We start from the raw sequence: 17,235 nt of genomic DNA, 5'->3' as shown, positions 1-17,235 counted from the left end.
CGCCCAACCGCCGCCCGGCGAGCTGCCGGGCCTCGACCTCAACCGGCTGCGCGCGCACCTCGACGCGGAGCGGCCCGGCCTGCCCCGGCTAGCGACAAACCGGCCCGCGCAACCCCGGCAGCAGATTGATCGATCTGCGCAACACGAACGAAACGGGCGCAGACGTTCCACAGGCGACCGACCGCGAGTGCTTTCAGTTGCTATAGAAGCTTTTTGGGATGTGGTGGCGCCGGGATGTGTTTGGGGCGAGCGGGTGCTATCGAGCGGCATGACGGCCGTGCGGCTGGGGCGATTTCGCGCGAAACCGTCACCATGCAGGCGTGGCGAACGGCGATTTCGCGCGAAACCGTCACCATGCAGGCGTGGCGAACGGCGATTTCGCGCGAAACCGTCACCATGCAGGCGTGGCGAACGGCGATTTCGCGCGAAACCGTCACCATGCAGGCGTGGCGAACGGCGATTTCGCGCGAAATCGCCGCCACTGCCGTAGGCCACCAGTTTCACTGGCACACGAAACGAGTTCTCAAACAGCCACTACAGCGGTAGCAACTCCGCCGCATAACCCGACGATCGTGGACAGCCTGCTAGTCCGCGCGAATCCGCTGTCCACCACAACCGCGCCCGGCGGTTGCGCTCAGGGCCGCAGAGAGGCCAGGAGGAGGTCGGCGAACTGCTCGCCGACCTCCTCACCCGTGAGCTTGCCGTCCTTGCGGAACCAGGTACCGAGGTGGTGCACCGCGCCGAAGAAGAAGTCGACCACGAGGTCCGCCGGCTTGTCCGACCGAAACACCCCGGAGAGCTGGCCCTCCTCGATCAGCGCCCGCACCCGCTCGTGGTAGCGCCGCCGCTCCGCCCGGACCTCCGCCTGCTTGTCCGCGTGCAGCAGGTGCATGGAGCGGAAGAAGATCACCGTGTCGTCGAGGTTGGCGACCGTCGTCGCGACGACGGCCGCGGCCACCGCGTGCAGCCTCTCCTGCACCGGCGCGTCGCTGGCCGCCGCGCTCTCCATCCGTGCGTGCTGGTCGCGCAGCACCCGCGCGTAGATCTCGTAGAGCAGGTCGTCTTTGGAGCCGAAGTAGTGGTACATCGCCCCTTTGGTGACCCCGGCGGCATCCACGATCTGCTGCACCGAGGTCATCTCGAAGCCCTGCTCGGCGAACAACCGCGTGGCCACGGCCAGCAACCGCTGCCGAACCGGTTCGGCGCCCACCGCCGGTCCGGCAGTAGTGCGACCGTTCGCCGACCGCGCCATGTCAACCTCCCCTGTCGATGCCTACTCAGCGTATCGACCTGCCGGTCCGGCTTGGCGCGAACCGGCGGCGACACGCACCCCTACTTCAGTTTGCGCCGGAGTTTCCGCATGCCAGCGTGCCCGCGCTGCGGTTCGGCGGTCCGCAGCGCGTTCCTGCTTCCGCCTTCGGCAGCGGCGATTTCGCGAGAAATTGACGTTCACCCGGGTGACGGTCAATTTCTCGCGAAATCGTCACGGGCTCACACACCGCCCTTCAGGGTCACGCCGCCGTCCAGGACCAGGACCTGGCCGGTGACCCAGGACGCCTCCTCGGAGAGCAAGAACGCCGCCGCTCCGCTGATGTCGGAGGGAATTCCCAGGCGCTTCAACGGGTAGCCCGCGGCGACCTCGTCCTCTTTGTCCTCGTACAGCGCCGTGGCGAACTTCGTCTTGACCACGGCCGGGGCGATGCCGTTGACCCGGATGTCCGGGCCGAGCTCGACCGCGAGCTCCTTGGTGATGTACGCCAGCGTCGCCTTCGTCGCGCCGTAGAAGCCGATCCCCGGTGCGGGCCGCAGACCGGCCACGGAGGACACGTTGAGCACCGAGCCGCCGTGCTCCTTCATCCACGCGCGGTACACCTGCTGGGTCCACGCGAGCGCGGCCAGCACGTTGACCTCGAAGGTCTTGCGTGCGATCCCGTGCTCCAGGTCGATCAGCGGGCCGTAGGCGGGGTTGATGCCGGTGTTGTTGACCAGCATGTCCACCCGGCCGAAGGTCTCCACGGTCTTGGCGACCGCCTCGGCTTGGTGCTCCTCGTCGTCGGCCTTGCCGGGGATGCCGAGCGCGTTCTCGGCGCCACCGAGGCCCTCCACCGCCTCGGCCAGCCGCTCGGGCTTGCGAGCCGTCAGGGTGACCTTCGCGCCCTCTGCCACCAGGCGTTCGGCGATGGCCAGGCCGATGCCCCGGCTCGCCCCGGTTACGATCGCGACCCGCTCGTCGAAACGCTTGCTCATCGGTTTCCCTTCTCTCACGGGTTTTTCACGCGGCGGCCGCCGCTGGCAGCGCGCGGCCTGACCGTGAAGCCGGAGCATGTCGTTCTTCTGGTCCACCACGTAGCCGACCCGCTCGCGGAAGGCCTCCACCACCGGAACTGCGGCACGTTCTGCGGGTACAGCGCCAGCCGGTCGCCCCTGCCGACCCCGTGTTCGACCAGGTGGACGGCCAGCCCGTCGCTGAGCTCGTCGAGCTCCCGGTAGCTGATCCGGCCGTCGCAGTAGGTGATGGCCATGTGGTCCGGGTTTTCCCGGTGGCAGCGGCGAACAGCATGTTGTCGAACCGCGGCTCGATCTCGGCGGCGACCTCGCCGTCGTAGAGCGCCAGCAAAGGTCGTTCGTCGTGCGCGCTGCCCAACACGCCACCTCCACATCGAGACCGACCAGTCGGTACGTCCAGTCAACGACTCACGCCCGGTCTCGTCAAGCCTCGGCGGCACCGCCTTGCTCCGACCGGCGCAACCCGCTTCGCAACCTCGCCAAATCCTTGACCAGCCAACTGGTCCAGTCCACTTTGCGAGAGCATCATCCGGCTCTCACCCCACGGAGTCCCGCATGACCAGAGGAATGGCCGCGCTCGCCCCGGCCGTCCTCGCCGCCGCGCTCGCATTCGTCCCCGCCGGCTCGGCCGCCACCCCGCAAGCCCTGCCCAAGCACCAGCTCACCGGGTACTGGCAGAACTTCGTCAACAACGCCAAGCCGCTGAAGATCAGTGACATCTCGCCTAATTACGACGTAATCGCACTGGCATTCGGCAATGCCGACTCGGCCCGACCCGGCGCGGTCACCTTCAACGCCGACCCGGAGCTGTCAGCCGCACTTGGTGGCTACAGCGACGAGCAGCTCAAATCAGACATCGCCGCGAAGCGGGCCGAGGGCAAGACATTCGTGCTCTCAATCGGCGGCGAAAAAGGAAACGTCGACCTCGGCAGCGAGGCGAATGCCGCAAATTTTGTCGATTCGGTCGAAAAAATCTTAACGGATTACGGAATCAATGGGTTGGACATTGACCTGGAGTGCGGACTCAACGTCCCCAACACGACCAGCGCGATCCGCCAGTTACGCGAACGCGTGGGCGACGGTTTCGTGCTGACCATGGCGCCGCAGTCCCTCGACGTGCAGTCCGGCGGCTCTTACCTGCAGCTGATCGACAACGTTAAGGACATCCTCACGGTCGTGCACACCCAGTACTACAACTCGGGTTCGATGAACGGCTGCGACGGCCAGGTCTACAGCCAGGGCTCGGCCGACTTCATCACCGCAACAGGCATGCAGCCTGCTGAAGGTGCTGCGGCCTGACCAGGTTTCACTGGGCCTGCCGGCGGCGGCCTCGGCGGCCGGCAGCGGGTACGTCGATCCGTCGATCGTCAACAATGCGCTCAGCTGCCTGGCGGCGGCCAACGACTGCGGTCAGTACACCCCGGACCAGCCGCACCCCGAGATCAGCGGCGTGATGACCTGGTCCATCAAGTTCGGACCCATTTGGACAGCCTGCCGTAGCCGAATCCGCCTCCGGTCGGGGTCTTCAGATCCACGATCACGCCAAAGAACACCCCAACCGGAGCCGCGAGTCCGTCACGGTGCGCGATCCACATGCTACGAAAAGTGATTCTTCGCACTACGCGCACGTTCGCGCACGCATTTCCGCTATACCGCGCTACCCTGGAGTCATGTCAGCCGCGCTGGAAACCGTGTTGGCACGGGCCGGTTTAAAGGTCACCGCCAACGAATTCCTGACCCTGGTCGAGGACGCCGCTAAGAAGCTCACCTCGCCGCAGGTGGACCCAGGGGCGCACTTCACCGAAGCGGAACGACTCGCGCTCACCGAAGCAGGCCTGGACCTGACGCCGTTGAGCGACTCCGAAGCCGACGCCCGCGCGCGGACCGTCGCCGAACAGGCCGTTCTGCGCGACACCGCGCTGTCGGTCAACCAGGCCGCGGACCGGGTGGGAGTGGACAGCAGCCGGATCCGGCACCGCATCAGCGAACGACGGTTGATCGGCTGGAAAGATCGCGGCGGATGGCGGCTACCCGCGTGGCAGTTCAGCGACACCGACGTGCTGCCCGGCCTGGACGTCGTGCTCGCGCTGATGCCCGTCGACCAACCGGCGCTCGTGCTGGCCAACTTCATGACCACGCCGCAGGAGGACCTCGAAATCGGGGACCAGCCGGCGAGCCCGCGCGAGTGGCTACTGGCCGGTGGCGACCCGCAGCGGGTGGCCGAGCTCGCCGCCACGATCGGCACCCCGGCCTGAGCCCCGTTCCCAACCTTCGAGACCCCAACCCAGGACGTACATGGCACGGCTACCACAGCCGCCTGCGCCCGCTGCGCTGCAGGCGATGCTCCGGCGCACCGAAGACGTGATCGCGGTGCCCGCCGGCACTCGCCTGGTGCGCGTGTTCACCTCCGGGGGCAACCACCCTCAGCAGTGGAACAGCTTCCGCTACGCCGGCCCATTACCGCACGCCAGGTTCGACCCGCACCTGCCCAACACCCAGGGCGGCCCGACGGTCACCCGGGAGCACGGCGTGCTGTACTTCTCAGTGTCGGTGCAGACCTGCATCGCCGAGGTCTACCAGGCGACCTCCACAGTGGACCGCCGGACGCGCAGCCCGCACCTGGTCCTGTTCCGTCCACGTCGGACGCTCCGGCTGCTGGACCTGACGGGCCTGTGGCCAACCCGCGCCGGTGCCTCGCAAGCCATCAGCAGCGGCCCCAAGCTGCGCACCCAAGCGTGGGCGCGCGGGATCCGCGCGGCCTACCCGGAGCTCGACGGCCTCTGGTACCGCTCTTCGATGGATGCGGGCAACCCGTCGCTGTGCCTCTGGGATCCGCCGGCGGCAACGGCCCTCCCGGACTCCCCCGACGTCCTTCTCCCGCTGAGCCACCCGGGCCTGGACGTGCCCCTGGGACGGGTGTGCAAAGAACTCAGCTACACGCTGTTGGACTGATTTCGGTTTTCCAGGCCCGTTTTGCGCGGCAGTGCGCGCTGGAGAACCACAGAGGCCTTCCCACTGTGCGGGATCCCAGCTCCAAATGCCGAGACATATTCTCGGCATCAGCCCCAGCAATAACGAAAGTGCCCAGAGTTCCCCGTTTGGAACTCCGGGCACTTTCGTTGCGGATCAGGCGTTCTCGGCCGCTTCCTCGTCCTGGGATTCGGCGTCCTTCTTCGACTTCGCCAGGCTGGCCCAGGTCGTGATGGCCAGCACCACGACGATCACCGACAGGGACATCCAGTTGGTGATCTCCAGCCACTCCGGCACCAGGTGGTACTCGTGGAACGCGTGCAAGATCAGCTTGATGCCGATGAACCCGAGGATCACCGCCAGGCCCACCGACAGGTAGACCAGCTTGTCCACCAGGCCCCCGAGCAGGAAGTACAGCTGACGCAGCCCCATAAGGGCGAACGCGTTGGCGGCGAAGACCAGGAACGGGTCCTGGGTGATGCCGAAGATCGCCGGGATCGAGTCGACAGCGAACAGCAGGTCCGCGCTGCCGATCGCGACGATCACCACGAACATCGGGGTCAGGTGGCGCTTGCCGTCGATCTTCACGCTCGACTTGGCACCGTGGTAGTCGTCGGTCACCGGGGACACCTTGCGGACCCAGCGGACCACGGCGTTCTCGTGGTACTCCTCGTCATCGTCCTTCTTGCGGACCATGCTGACCGCGGTCCAGATCAGGAACGCACCGAAGATGAAGAAGATCCAGACGAACTGGGCGATCAGCGCGGCGCCGACCGCGATGAAGATGCCGCGCATCACCAGCGCCAGCAGGATGCCGATCAGCAGCACCCGGTGCTGGTGGATCGACGGGACCGCGAAGCTGGACATGATCACCATGAAGATGAACAGGTTGTCCACGCTCAGCGAGTACTCGGTGATGTAACCCGTGAAGTATTCGATCGCGAAGTGGGAGTCGCCGAAGAACCAGACCCCGAGCCCGAACACGATCGCGCAGGCCACGTAGAAGGTGACCCACTTGGCGGCCTCCGCGGTGGTCACCTCGTGCGGCTTGCGGTCCACGATCACGAGGTCGAGCAGTAGCAGGAGGGCGAGGCCACCGAGCGTAGCCGCCCAGATCCACCACGGGACGTCCAGTCGGTCAGTCGCGGGTTGAGTCTGCTGGGCGAGCAGCATCAAGTCGGCACGCATTCGTCACCTCCGGTTCAGGGCATGCGCCAGGGACCGGAGGTCTCTTCCACCGGCCTCAGGCCGGTCGACGGCACCGGGCTTGTCCGAGCAAGTTCCGTGATGACGACACCGCCGCGAAGGAATACTCCCCTCCCGTTGCCAAGATTGTCACTTATGCACGGTCCCGAACACCACCCCGGGGTCGCACAAGCAACGAACATCACGCGGCGAACCGTACGGTGAGCCTTTCCGAGCGGCAATGAGAACGACCGGCGATCACACCGATGGCGGGACCGAGATCATTGCGCCTCACCCGATCATCGTTATGATCATCACCACCCGGCTTCCCGGGACCGCACGCGGGGATGCGGCACGGCCTCGGCTCCCGGGCACGACGATGTGTCCGGTTGCTGTTTGGTCTCTGCTTCATAGCGTCTTGTCTTCGCCCGCGTCTGGATCGAAACCGGTGCCTTCGTCTTCCCCTACTGTCGAATGCGTGTCCGCATCCCCCCGTCGCCGCAAGGGCCTCGTCCTGATCGCCCTGTCTTGCATAGCCCTCGTGGTGCTCGGAGCCTTCCTCTGGTCCGGTGACGAAAAACCAGCAGCCGCCCCGGAAGCTCCCCGGGAAGCGCTGGTGGACGTGCTGGACGGCCCCGGCGGCAACGAGCGGGTGCAGATCGACGTCACGCTTTTCGCCCCGGCGGACACCCCGGCGCCCGCGATCTTGCTCGCGCACGGGTTCGGCGGCAGCAAGGACGACACCGCTGCCCAGGCGGAGGAACTGGTCCGCCGCGGGTTCACGGTGCTGACCTTCTCCTCCCGCGGCTTCGGCCGCAGCACCGGCAAGATCGCGTTGAACGACCCTTCCTACGAGGTAACCGACGCGCGCCAGCTGCTGGACTGGCTCGCGCGCCAGCCAGAGGTGCTGCGCGACCGCGAAGGCGATCCTCGGGTCGGCGTGACGGGCGGCTCCTACGGCGGCGCGCTGAGCCTGCTGCTGGCCGGGACCGACCCCCGGGTCGACGCGATCGCACCGCTGATGACCTACAACGACCTCGGCCAAGCACTGCTGCCCAACGCCGCCTCGCGGGACCGGATCGGCGGCAGCACCCCGGCCGACGGCGCCACCGCGGATCACGGCGTGTTCAAGCAGGCCTGGGCGGGCATGCTGTTCTCGGCGGGAAGCTCGCCGCAACAGCGCTCCGACCCGCGACCGCCGGCCCCATCGCCGTCCGACGGCGGCGCGGTCGGCTTCCGCAGCGAGGCCGTCAACCAGCCCTTGACCTGCGGGAACTTCACGCCGCAGGTGTGCGCGGCCTACACCGAGGTGGCGCGGACCGGGCAGGCCGGGCAGGCGACGCTGGACCTGCTCGACCGGGTCTCCCCCAAGTCCGTCACCGCCAACATCAAGGTGCCGACGCTGTTGGTGCAGGGTGAACGCGACACCCTGTTCGGCCTGGACCAGTCGGATGCCAACGCCCGGCAGATCTCCGCCGCCGGCGGCAAGGTCAAGACGATCTGGTTCGCCGGCGGCCACGACGGCGCCTCGCCCGACCTGGCGCTGCGCGAACGCATCGCGGACTGGTTCGCCTTCTACCTCGGCGGGGTTCCGCCGGTGCCCGACCCCGGCACCGGCTTCGACTACGACATCGCCGGGCGGCCGCAGCGCAACGGCGAGATCCCGGTGCGCACCGTGTCCGCGCCCGCCTACCCCGGCGTGCAGGCCGAGCGCACGCCGCGTTTCGCGCTGCAGCTGCGCGGCCAGGTCACGCGGGTGGTCAACCCGCCGGGCGGCAGCCCGGCCGCGACCAGCTCGCTGCCCGGCGTCGGCGAGATGCTGGACGCCGCGGGCGGCTTCGGCCGGTCGCTGGCCCGCGACCTGCCCGGACAGGTAGCGGTGTTCCGCACCGATCCGCTGGACAGCCAGCTGCTGATCTCCGGCATAGCGCGGACCCGCCTTTCGGTGGCGTCGGTGCCGGGCCAGCCCGCGACCGGCGACGCGGTGCTGTTCGCCAAGCTCTACGACGTCGGCCCGGACCAGCAGCGCAGCCTGATCGGCAACGCCGTGTCCCCGCTGCACGTCGCCGACCTGCCCGCGGACGGCACACCGGTCGAGGTGGACGTGGCCCTGCCGGGCGTGGTGCACCCGCTGGAGACCGGTCACCGGTTGGAACTGGCGGTGGCCACCACCGACCAGGCGTACGCGGTGCCGAGGGAACCGGCGGTGCACCGCATCGGCCTGGCCGGCGACAGCTCGGTGTCGATCCCGTCGGTGCGCGGCGCGACGACGACCGCCAACACGGTGCCCGTGGCGCCGCTGGTCGGCATCGTCGTCATCATCGCGGCGGCCCTGGTGGCGTGGGTGCTTTCGTTGATCCGGCGCAAGAGCACCGATGACGTCGACGCGCTGCTGGCCGACACGCCGCTGCTGATCGCCGGGCTGACCAAGTCGTACCCCGACAAGCCCGCGGCGGTGCAGGACCTGTCGATCCGCGTCGAGCGCGGCCAGATCGTCGGGCTGCTCGGCCCCAATGGGGCGGGCAAGACGACCACGCTGCGGATGCTGCTGGGGCTGCTCACGCCGACTTCCGGCCAGATCCGGGTGTTCGGCCACCGGCTGGTCCCCGGGGCTCCGGTGCTGTCCCGGGTGGGTTCCCTGGTGGAGACGCCCGGTTTTCTGCCGCATCTGTCCGGTTTTGACAACCTGCGGTACTACTGGGCGGCGACCGGGCGGCCGATGCTGCAGGCCCGCTTCGACGAGGTGCTGCAGATCGCCGGGCTCGGCACGGCCGCCCGTCGCCCGGCGCGCACCTACAGCCAGGGCATGAAGCAGCGGCTGGCGATCGCGCAGGCGATGCTCGGGCTGCCGGAGCTGCTGGTGCTCGACGAGCCGACCAACGGGCTGGACCCGCCCCAGATACACCAGATGCGCGAGATCCTGCGCCGCTACGCGTCCACCGGCCGCACCGTGCTGGTGTCCAGCCACCTGCTCGCCGAGGTCGAGCAGACCTGCACGCACGTGGTGGTCATGCGCAACGGCCAGCTGGTGACGGCGGGCAGCGTGGCCGACATCGTGTCGGTCGACGGCGAGGCGACCTTCCGGGTCGACGAGCCGGAGCAGGCGGCCGAGGCCCTGCGCACTATCGAGGGGCTCGGCCCGGTGGAGACCGACGGCGACCTGGTGCACGCAGACCTCGCCGGGCACTCGGCTGCGGTGGCGGTGAACGTGCTGGTCGCCTCCGGAATCGCGGTGCACCAGGTGGGGCCGCGACGGCGTTTGGAGGACGCTTTCTTGCAGCTGGTCGGGGAGGATCACCGGTGACCGACGACGCCGAAGCGCCCAAGGTCAGGTTGGACACGGCCGAGACGGCGATGGTCCGCTCCGGCCGCCGCCACTCGTCCCAGCCCGACGGCAGCGTCGAAGGCTACCGCGCGAAGCGGACGCTGCCGGTCCGGGTGGAGCTGGCCCGCCAGCTGCGGCGCCGCCGCACCCGGCTGGCGCTGGGTTTCCTGGTGGTGCTGCCCTTCTTGCTGCTGCTGGCCTTCGAGATCGGTGACGACGGCCGGCGCGGCGGCCGGACCCTGGCGGACATGGCTACCTCCAGCGGCCTGAACTTCGCGGTGTTCACGCTGTTCGCGTCGACCGGCTTCCTGCTGGTCGTGGTGGTGGCGCTGTTCTTCGGCGACACGGTGGCCAGCGAAGCGTCCTGGTCGAGCCTGAAGTTCTTGCTGGCCGCGCCGGTCCCGCGCACCCGGCTGCTACGGCAGAAAGCCGTGGTTTCCGCGCTGCTGTCGGGTTTCGGGCTGATCCTGCTGTCCGCGGTCGCCCTGGGCGTGGGGCTGGTGTGGTTCGGCAGCGGTGACCTGATCAGCACCACCGGCGAGGCGGTGCCGTTCCCGGGCGGGGTGGTGAACCTGGCGGTGGCCACCGCGTACCTGGCGGTGCACCTGTCCTGGATCGCCGGACTCGCCCTGTTCCTGAGCGTCAGCACGGACGCACCGCTGGGCGCGGTCGGCGGCGCGGTGGTGGTCTCGATCCTGTCGGCGATCCTGGACCAGATCACGGCCCTCGGAGACCTGCGGGACTACCTGCCGACGCACTACTCGACGGCCTACTCGGACCTGCTGAGCGAGGACGTCGACTGGACCGCGATGGCGCACGGGGCCTTCTCCGCCCTGGCCTACGCAGCGGTCTTCACCACCCTCGCGATCTGGCGCTTCCACAGGAAGGACATCACCAGCTGACCGCCGGCGTGAGTCCTCCTGGTTGCTGCCCGGAGGCCTCACGGCCGGCGAGCCGCACTGGGCCCGGCTCCCGATCGGCGGATCGCTGCATCCAATTCCTCCCGTGCGCGCGCCTGCGCACCGTGCGTCGGGCGATGCGGAGTCGTGGGATTCCGTCTGTTGACGGGATGTATCTCACTCGGCGCCGAACCGGTCCGGGAAGAATCCGGCCAGGATTGGCTTCAATTGGCGCAGACCATACGCCGACCAGCCGGAACCGACCTCGACTCGGGTGCCGTCAGGACGCCAAAAGGGTCGGGTCAATTGCGATTCGGGAAAGATCATTCCGATTGGGCCGGCCGCGCGCCGATGGTTCCGACCGCAGGATCAAGATGCACCCGAATGGAGTAATGTAAGATCACAATCGCCAGTCGGTCGCTCCGCCAGTGCTCGCCGGGACGATCTCTCGAACGCTCGTCTCCGCCGGTCAGGACACATCTCGGCGGAGAATCCGAGACATCGACGAGACTCGCCCAATCGGGCCGCGCGGTGACCGCGCGGGCCTTCGGCGGAAGCCGCGACCGAACCTCCCGAGGCGGGACATACCGCCAGTTCAACGAAGAGTTTCACCATGTCACGGCCAGTAATACGCGGAGCCCCAATGGGTCAAACCCCCTACCTATTCAGCCGCCATTGATGTCGCTAGGATCACCATCGGTGATTAGTTGATCAATGAGTGAGCTCCAGTAGTCCCAACGGTGACGCCCCCAACACAGGCATCTGTGCCCGTCGCCGATCATTCCCCCGTACCAAGGACGCTGATGTCTGAGTTCCCTTTACCCGCCACGGATTCCGAGCAGTCGCCGGCTTCGGGGCGCAGCACGGACGATGACCTGCGGAGTCGGTTGTTGCGGCTGGTCATGGTGCACTTGGGCGCCATGGCCGCGTTGGGGATCGCCGCCGCAGCCGTACTGACCACAAACCCCGAGCCCGTGCTCCAGTACTCGGTGCTCGGCGGCGGGCTCGCAGGTTGCGTGATCATTCTGGTCACGGCCGTCTTCCGTGCCCGCGCCACGGCGAACGCGATCGAAGATCACGCCAACGATTCCGTCGCAGTCGCCGAACGGCGGCTCGACGAATCCACGAAGCACGCGCAGCAATGGATCAGCGACCTGCGCTCCACCGTCGAGCAGGGCAAGACCGAGTTCCCCCAACTGGTCGAGCAGGTGCGCGCGGGCGAGCACCTCGCGCCGCGGTGGCCGGCCGACGAACCCGCCGCGGGCAGCCATCCCTTCGAGCTGCTCTCCTACGAGATCCGGCAGGCGCAGGCCGCGGCGGAGTTCGCCGTGGCCCGCATGCAGCAGGTTTCCGGTGCCGGTTTCGATGCCGGCGCAAGTGCTGATCCCGGCGTCGCGGTGTTCGCGAACATCGCGCGGCGCGTCCAGTCCCTCGCGCACCGGGCGATCCAGCGGCTCGACGAGCTCGAGCAATTGGTGGAGGACCCGGACCTGCTCAAGGGCCTGTTCGCGGTCGACCACCTCGTGACCGGCATGCGCCGGCAGGCGGAAAGCCTCGCCGTGCTGGGCGGTTCGATGCCGCGGCGGCAGTGGAGCCGACCGGTGCCGATGTACACCGTCCTGCGCTCCTCCGTCGCAGAGGTCGAGCACTACGCCCGGGTCAAGGTGCTGCCGCCGGTCGGCGGCACCCTCCACGGCCATGCCGTCGCCGACGTGATCCACCTGATCGCCGAGCTCGTCGAGAACGCCACCGCCTTCTCGGAGCCCGACACGCAGGTCACGGTGAGCACCCAGCGGGTCACCGCAGGGCTGGCCATCGACATCCGGGACCGCGGGCTGGGCATCGAGCCGGGCGAGCGGGCCACGTTGAACGCCCTGCTCGGCGATCCCGGCGCGGTCGACCGCGACGAGCGGCTCAAGGACGGGCGAATCGGCCTGTACGTGGTCGCCCAGCTCTCCGAGCGGCACCACGTCGCCGTCGAGCTCGAGAACAACATGTACGGCGGCATCGACGCCCACGTCGTGATCCCCAGCAGCCTGCTGGGCGATGTCGAAGAAGAGCCGGAGCAGGCTCCCGCGGCGGCCGAGCCCGCTCCGAGCGCGGTCGCCGCACCGCCCATGGCCGCCACCCCGAAGCGGCAGCCGAAGCCGAAGCCGGCGACGGAGCTGCAGCCGGAGCCCGAGCTGGAACCGGCGCCGAGCCGTGCCGCCGTTCCAGCGCTGTCCGGGGCGGACACGCAGACCTTCGCGACCTTCAACTCTTTCGAGACGTTCGACCGGGAACGCTCCAGCGGGCGGCGCGGGGTGCACCGGGCTCCTCGCACGGAGCCGCACAGCCTGCTCGGCCACCTCGACGTGGAACCGCCCACCGCGTCGAACGGTGCTTCGAACAGCGCGTTGAACAGTGCGTTGAACAGTGCGTCGAACGGTGCGCTGAACGGTGCGCGGTACGGACGGCACACGGGAGTCGTTCCCGAGACCGCTGCGGCCGGGGATGCACCAGTCCAGAACACGGCCAACCCCGAGCGTCCCCCGCTGCCCAAGCGCGACCGCTCCAAGACGTACGTGGTGCCCCAGCTCGCCGGCGGGCCCAAGAACTCCGACGGACCGCGTGGCGGCCCGAATCCCGGGCTGTGGGCGGCTTACCGGAAAGGCGTCCAAGGCGGCAGCACCGCAGGCGACAATCCGGGCGACCACAGCGCTTGACCCGCATGGGTGCAATGCCACCCCTTCGCACCGCATTGATCTCAAGGAGACGTTTACCCATGGCCAATGACCTGCCCGCTGGCCAGACATCGGACCTCGGTTGGTTGCTCGCCAACCTGCTCCGGCGGGTTCCGCACACCCGCTGTGCCCTGCTGGCGTCCACGGACGGACTCAAGCGGTACTACCACGGCCTGGACGCCGACGAGGCGGACGCGCTCGCCGCGTGGGCCGCCGCGCAGTCCTCCCTCGCCCGCAACGGCGGGATGCGCTTCGGCGCGGGTGACGCGGTGCGCCAGGTCGTGGTGGAGTTCGACGACCTCGTGTTCTTCGTCTCGGCCGCCGGTCCCGGCGCGGTCCTCGTCGTCCTCGCCTACCAGGACGCCGACGCCAGCGTGCTCGGTTACGAGATCGCGCAGCTGGTCAAGAAGGTCCCGTCCCACCTCGCCACGCCCATGCGGCAGCCCACCGCCGCGTCACGCGCGGGCGAGATGGGTGGGTGATGATGTCGATTCCGCCAGACAAACCCTGGCTGGACAACGAGGCCGGGCCGCTGCTGCGCCCGTACTCGCTCACCAACGGCCGGACCAAGCCGAGCGCCACGCTGACGCTGCAGTCGATGGTCCGGTCCACCGGTCGGGTGACGCCCGAACGAATCGAGCCGATGCACGCCAAGATGCTCGAGCTCTGCAGGTTCGCCACGTCGGTCGCCGAGGTCTCGGCGCACCTGCACCAGCCCGCTGTGGTTACCAAGGTCCTCCTCTCCGACCTCATCGACTGGGGAGCCGTCACTACCCGACTGCCCGATGACATGCCTGACCGAGCACAACTGGAGGCGTTGCTCCATGGTCTCCAACAACTCTGAACTGTTCCCGACCGCGTTCAAGTTCCTCGTCGCGGGCGGGTTCGGCGTCGGGAAGACCACCTTCGTCCGGTCGGTCAGCGAGATCGAACCGCTGACGACCGAGGAAACACTGACCATCGCCAGCATCGGCACCGATGACCTGGCCGGGGTCGGCGAGAAGACCACCACCACCGTCGCGATGGACTTCGGGCGCATCACCTTCGACCCGCAGAACATCGTGCTGTTCCTGTTCGGCACCCCCGGGCAGGAGCGGTTCTGGTTCATGTGGGACGACCTGGTGAACGGCGCGCTCGGCGCGGTCGTGCTCGCCGACACTCGCAGGTTGGAGGACTGCTTCGCCGCGGTCGAGTTCTTCGAACGACGCGGCATCGACTTCCTCGTCGCGGTCAACCACTTCGACGGCGGCTTCCGCTACGAGCCCGAAGAGGTTCGGGAGGCGCTGGACATCAAGCCCCGCGTGCCGATCGTCGCGTGCGACGCCCGCGACCGGCGCTCAGCGGCGTCGGTGCTGGCTCGCCTGACCAAGCACGTTCTCGTCAACCGTCCTTTGTAGACGAAAATACGCACAGCGGAAACGGAGCCTTCGTGACCACCTTCGACGCGGCCGGCCACCGCCACCTCGACCCCGTGGACATCCACATGCAGCAGCGAGCGGCGCGCCTGCGACAACTCGGATTGGGCAACAAGGCCGAGCAAGAGTTCGACGCCTTCGCCAAGCGAGTCGCCAAAACCCTCGGCGTGCCCAACGCAATGGTCAACTTCATCACCGACAGACACCAGTACCTGGGCGGCCTCTTCTCGATGAACATCCCGTCCGAGGAGACCGAGTCCGATCCTCGCAGTGTTCCCCTGGGTACCGGCTACTGCCCGCACGTCATCGCGCGGGGCAAGGCGCTGGTCCTGGAGGACGTCTGCGACTACCCGCGATTCGCCGGGAACGACGTCGTCGACCGGATGAACGTCCGCACGTACCTGGGAGCGCCGCTGATCGACCGCACCGGCGTCGCACTCGGCACGCTCTGCGTCATCGACAGCGAGCCGCGCCCGTGGGGACACGACGGCCTGCACGCCATCAAGACGCTCGCCAGCGAAGGCCTGGAGCTGATCCACCAGCGCGAGCGGGACATGCAAGGTCATTGAGCACGAGATAGGGCGGGGCGCGCACGTGCGCGCCCCGCCCTATCTCGTCAGCGGTCAGCCGTGTCGCAGCAACACGTCGAGATCGTGCTGATCTCCTGGGCGACGTTGTTCGAGATCGCCGATGGCGGTTGCGAAACCGGCGATGTGCCCGGCAACCTCGTCAACAGTGGGCAGATCCGCGAAGGGCAGGTCCTGTTCCGCGCTGCGCAGGCGCTCGCTCAGGTGCCGCTCGCACCACGCCGCAGCGTGGGCCTTCATCCCGGACTCGTGCCTGGTCTCGCCGGTCAGACCGGCGAGGATCGTCCAGCACGCCAGTTCGCCCACGGCGTTGGCGAGAACGTGCCGGTGCTTCGCGTCCATGATCGGCGCGGTCGTCAGCTTGGTGACCCTGGCGGCGAGTTCCTGCAACTGTGGTGTCGCGTTGACCTCGTCGAACAGCACGCCGAGCCGCTCCGGCGCGGCGAGGAACCTGGTTCCCAAGTAGACGGTGATCGCCTCGGTCGTGCCCTCGAAGATCCGGAACAACCGGTAGTCGCGGTAGAGCTGGCCGACGACGTTGGTGTCGACGAAGCCACGCGCGCCGAGCAGCTGCACGCACCGGTCGACCACGTGCCACATGAGCTCGCAGCCGAGGATCTTCGCGGCGAAGTACAGTTCCTCGGGGACGTTCTCGGCCGCATCCAACCGGCCGACGATGTGCTGGAGGAGTGTTTCGACGGCCTCCGTGGCGGCCACGCATTCGGAGAAGATCTGCTGGATCCGGCCGTTCTCCGCCAGGTTCCCGGTGGCGACCTCGCGTCGCCGGGCGAAGCGGTGTGCGAGCTCCAGCGACCGCATCGCCGCACCCAGAGTGGCTGCGGGGAGAGTGACGCGGCCACGCATGAACGCGTCCTTCGCCGCGAGAAGCCCTCCGCCCTCGACACCCAGCAGGGACTGGGCAGGCACCCTCAGGTTCCGGAATTCCAGGCTGTTCTGCGGCAGCGCCTTCAGCCCGAGGGTGATCACCTCCGGCCCACCCACGAATCCCGGGGTCTTGGTGTCGATCAAGAAGCCAGTGATCCCGAGGTCCCGGCCGTGTTCATCGGCCAGCCGGGCGAACACGTTGACGTAGGCGGCGTCCGCGCCCAGGCTGATCCACTGCTTGTTGCCGTTGATCACATAGGACCCGTCCGACTGCTTCACCGCGCGCGTCGTGATGGCTCGCACGTGGGAACCCAGGCCGGGTTCGCTGATCGCGCTGGTGATCAACCGCTTGCCCTGCGCCAGCTCGGGCAGGACCGCCGCCTTCACCTCTTCGCGGGCGAAGTACCGAACCGGTGGAACTCCGAGGGTGTTGTGCACAATGGTCAGGACCACTAGATTCGCGTCGATCGCACCGAGCTGCCTAATCACCCGGAACATGTCGGTGTGCGAGAGCTCCAGCCCCTGGTACGCCTTGGGGATCTGCAGGCCGAACAGCCCGACAGAAGCGAAGTCCGACACCAGCGAGGTCGAGTACGACCGGCGTTCGTCCATCCTCCGCGAATCGACTCTTTCCCTGCTGTACCACCGCAGGAACTCCAGCATGTCCGACACTGCACCACGGGGCGGTGCGTCCTTGTCCGCCGAGTCCATAGATCCCTCCTATGAGGACCGCTCAGCACACGATCTTCGAGGCACCACGACGAGGGAAGCCGGCCAGGCTGGGGTTCGGTGCTCGCCGGATTCCGGAGGTCGGGGCGCGAAAAATTCCCTGCAGGACGGATTCCACGCAGGTGAGTTGTGAAATGTTCTACGGCGTAAAGGCGACTCCACGGCCGATGACAGCTCGGCCCGTGAACTCCTGCCGCCGGCCGAGCCGGTACGACGGGGGCGACGATGCCC

The 17,235-nt window shown here is 68.0% G+C and carries 16 protein-coding genes; 11 read left to right on the top strand and 5 right to left on the bottom strand.

Features of this window, described 5'->3' with window-relative positions; genetic code table 11:
- Positions 1 to 240 precede the first annotated feature (240 nt).
- A complete protein-coding gene (locus ACRXBZ_RS31875; protein WP_433882192.1) occupies positions 241 to 546 on the top strand; it encodes a hypothetical protein in 306 nt (101 codons plus the stop codon).
- Positions 547 to 634: 88 nt separating this feature from the next.
- On the opposite strand, the gene ACRXBZ_RS31870 is transcribed toward ACRXBZ_RS31875, so the two are convergent.
- The 3 genes from ACRXBZ_RS31870 to ACRXBZ_RS31860 form a co-directional block, all read right to left on the bottom strand.
- Complete coding sequence (locus ACRXBZ_RS31870; protein WP_433882191.1) at positions 635 to 1,252, bottom strand: TetR/AcrR family transcriptional regulator; 618 nt, start codon at positions 1,250 to 1,252, stop codon at positions 635 to 637.
- Between the two features lie 239 nt (positions 1,253 to 1,491).
- Entirely contained in the window at positions 1,492 to 2,247 is a 756-nt protein-coding gene (locus tag ACRXBZ_RS31865; protein ID WP_433882190.1) for an SDR family oxidoreductase, read from the bottom strand.
- Between the two features lie 14 nt (positions 2,248 to 2,261).
- Positions 2,262 to 2,522 carry an AMP-binding protein gene (locus tag ACRXBZ_RS31860; protein ID WP_433882189.1) on the bottom strand — a complete coding sequence of 87 codons (261 nt, stop codon included), beginning with the start codon at positions 2,520 to 2,522 and terminating at the stop codon, positions 2,262 to 2,264.
- A gap of 319 nt (positions 2,523 to 2,841) precedes the next feature.
- Here ACRXBZ_RS31860 and ACRXBZ_RS31855 point away from each other — a divergent pair, with 319 nt between their 5' ends.
- The 3 genes from ACRXBZ_RS31855 to ACRXBZ_RS31845 all read left to right on the top strand — a co-directional run bounded on the left by ACRXBZ_RS31855 (position 2,842) and on the right by ACRXBZ_RS31845 (position 5,238).
- Positions 2,842 to 3,585, top strand: coding sequence for a glycosyl hydrolase family 18 protein (locus ACRXBZ_RS31855; protein WP_433882188.1), 744 nt, complete (start codon positions 2,842 to 2,844; stop codon positions 3,583 to 3,585).
- Positions 3,586 to 3,956: 371 nt separating this feature from the next.
- Positions 3,957 to 4,541 (top strand): DNA-binding protein, encoded by a 585-nt coding sequence (locus tag ACRXBZ_RS31850; protein ID WP_168587513.1) that lies wholly within the window; start codon positions 3,957 to 3,959, stop codon positions 4,539 to 4,541.
- 40 nt (positions 4,542 to 4,581) lie between these two features.
- A complete protein-coding gene (locus ACRXBZ_RS31845; protein WP_433882187.1) occupies positions 4,582 to 5,238 on the top strand; it encodes an RES family NAD+ phosphorylase in 657 nt (218 codons plus the stop codon).
- Between the two features lie 174 nt (positions 5,239 to 5,412).
- On the opposite strand, the gene ACRXBZ_RS31840 is transcribed toward ACRXBZ_RS31845, so the two are convergent.
- Positions 5,413 to 6,390 (bottom strand): TerC family protein, encoded by a 978-nt coding sequence (locus ACRXBZ_RS31840; RefSeq protein WP_433884036.1) that lies wholly within the window; start codon positions 6,388 to 6,390, stop codon positions 5,413 to 5,415.
- A 529-nt stretch (positions 6,391 to 6,919) separates the two neighbouring features.
- Between ACRXBZ_RS31840 and ACRXBZ_RS31835 the strand changes: the two genes are divergently transcribed.
- The 7 genes from ACRXBZ_RS31835 to ACRXBZ_RS31805 all read left to right on the top strand — a co-directional run bounded on the left by ACRXBZ_RS31835 (position 6,920) and on the right by ACRXBZ_RS31805 (position 15,372).
- The gene (locus ACRXBZ_RS31835; RefSeq protein ID WP_433882186.1) at positions 6,920 to 9,745 is read left to right on the top strand and encodes an alpha/beta fold hydrolase; all 2,826 of its coding nucleotides are present in this window, start codon (positions 6,920 to 6,922) and stop codon (positions 9,743 to 9,745) included.
- A gap of 50 nt (positions 9,746 to 9,795) precedes the next feature.
- The gene (locus tag ACRXBZ_RS31830) at positions 9,796 to 10,668 is read left to right on the top strand and encodes an ABC transporter permease (protein WP_223840323.1); all 873 of its coding nucleotides are present in this window, start codon (positions 9,796 to 9,798) and stop codon (positions 10,666 to 10,668) included.
- Positions 10,669 to 11,468: 800 nt separating this feature from the next.
- Positions 11,469 to 13,370, top strand: coding sequence for a sensor histidine kinase (locus ACRXBZ_RS31825; protein ID WP_433882185.1), 1,902 nt, complete (start codon positions 11,469 to 11,471; stop codon positions 13,368 to 13,370).
- A gap of 59 nt (positions 13,371 to 13,429) precedes the next feature.
- Positions 13,430 to 13,870 carry a roadblock/LC7 domain-containing protein gene (locus ACRXBZ_RS31820; RefSeq protein WP_433882184.1) on the top strand — a complete coding sequence of 147 codons (441 nt, stop codon included), beginning with the start codon at positions 13,430 to 13,432 and terminating at the stop codon, positions 13,868 to 13,870.
- Positions 13,871 to 13,872: 2 nt separating this feature from the next.
- Complete coding sequence (locus tag ACRXBZ_RS31815; protein WP_168590268.1) at positions 13,873 to 14,232, top strand: DUF742 domain-containing protein; 360 nt, start codon at positions 13,873 to 13,875, stop codon at positions 14,230 to 14,232.
- Positions 14,213 to 14,785 (top strand): GTP-binding protein, encoded by a 573-nt coding sequence (locus ACRXBZ_RS31810; protein WP_168587510.1) that lies wholly within the window; start codon positions 14,213 to 14,215, stop codon positions 14,783 to 14,785. Before ACRXBZ_RS31815 ends, ACRXBZ_RS31810 begins: the two co-directional genes overlap by 20 nt.
- Positions 14,786 to 14,817: 32 nt before the next feature.
- Complete coding sequence (locus tag ACRXBZ_RS31805) at positions 14,818 to 15,372, top strand: GAF domain-containing protein (protein WP_433882183.1); 555 nt, start codon at positions 14,818 to 14,820, stop codon at positions 15,370 to 15,372.
- A gap of 54 nt (positions 15,373 to 15,426) precedes the next feature.
- Here the strand turns inward: ACRXBZ_RS31805 and ACRXBZ_RS31800 are convergent, their stop codons facing one another.
- A complete protein-coding gene (locus ACRXBZ_RS31800) occupies positions 15,427 to 16,986 on the bottom strand; it encodes an acyl-CoA dehydrogenase family protein (RefSeq protein WP_433882182.1) in 1,560 nt (519 codons plus the stop codon).
- Positions 16,987 to 17,235: the final 249 nt, after the last annotated feature.

Source organism: Saccharopolyspora hattusasensis, assembly GCF_050972075.1.
GTDB lineage: Bacteria > Actinomycetota > Actinomycetes > Mycobacteriales > Pseudonocardiaceae > Saccharopolyspora > Saccharopolyspora hattusasensis.
This window is presented reverse-complemented; position numbering and strand designations above follow the sequence as displayed.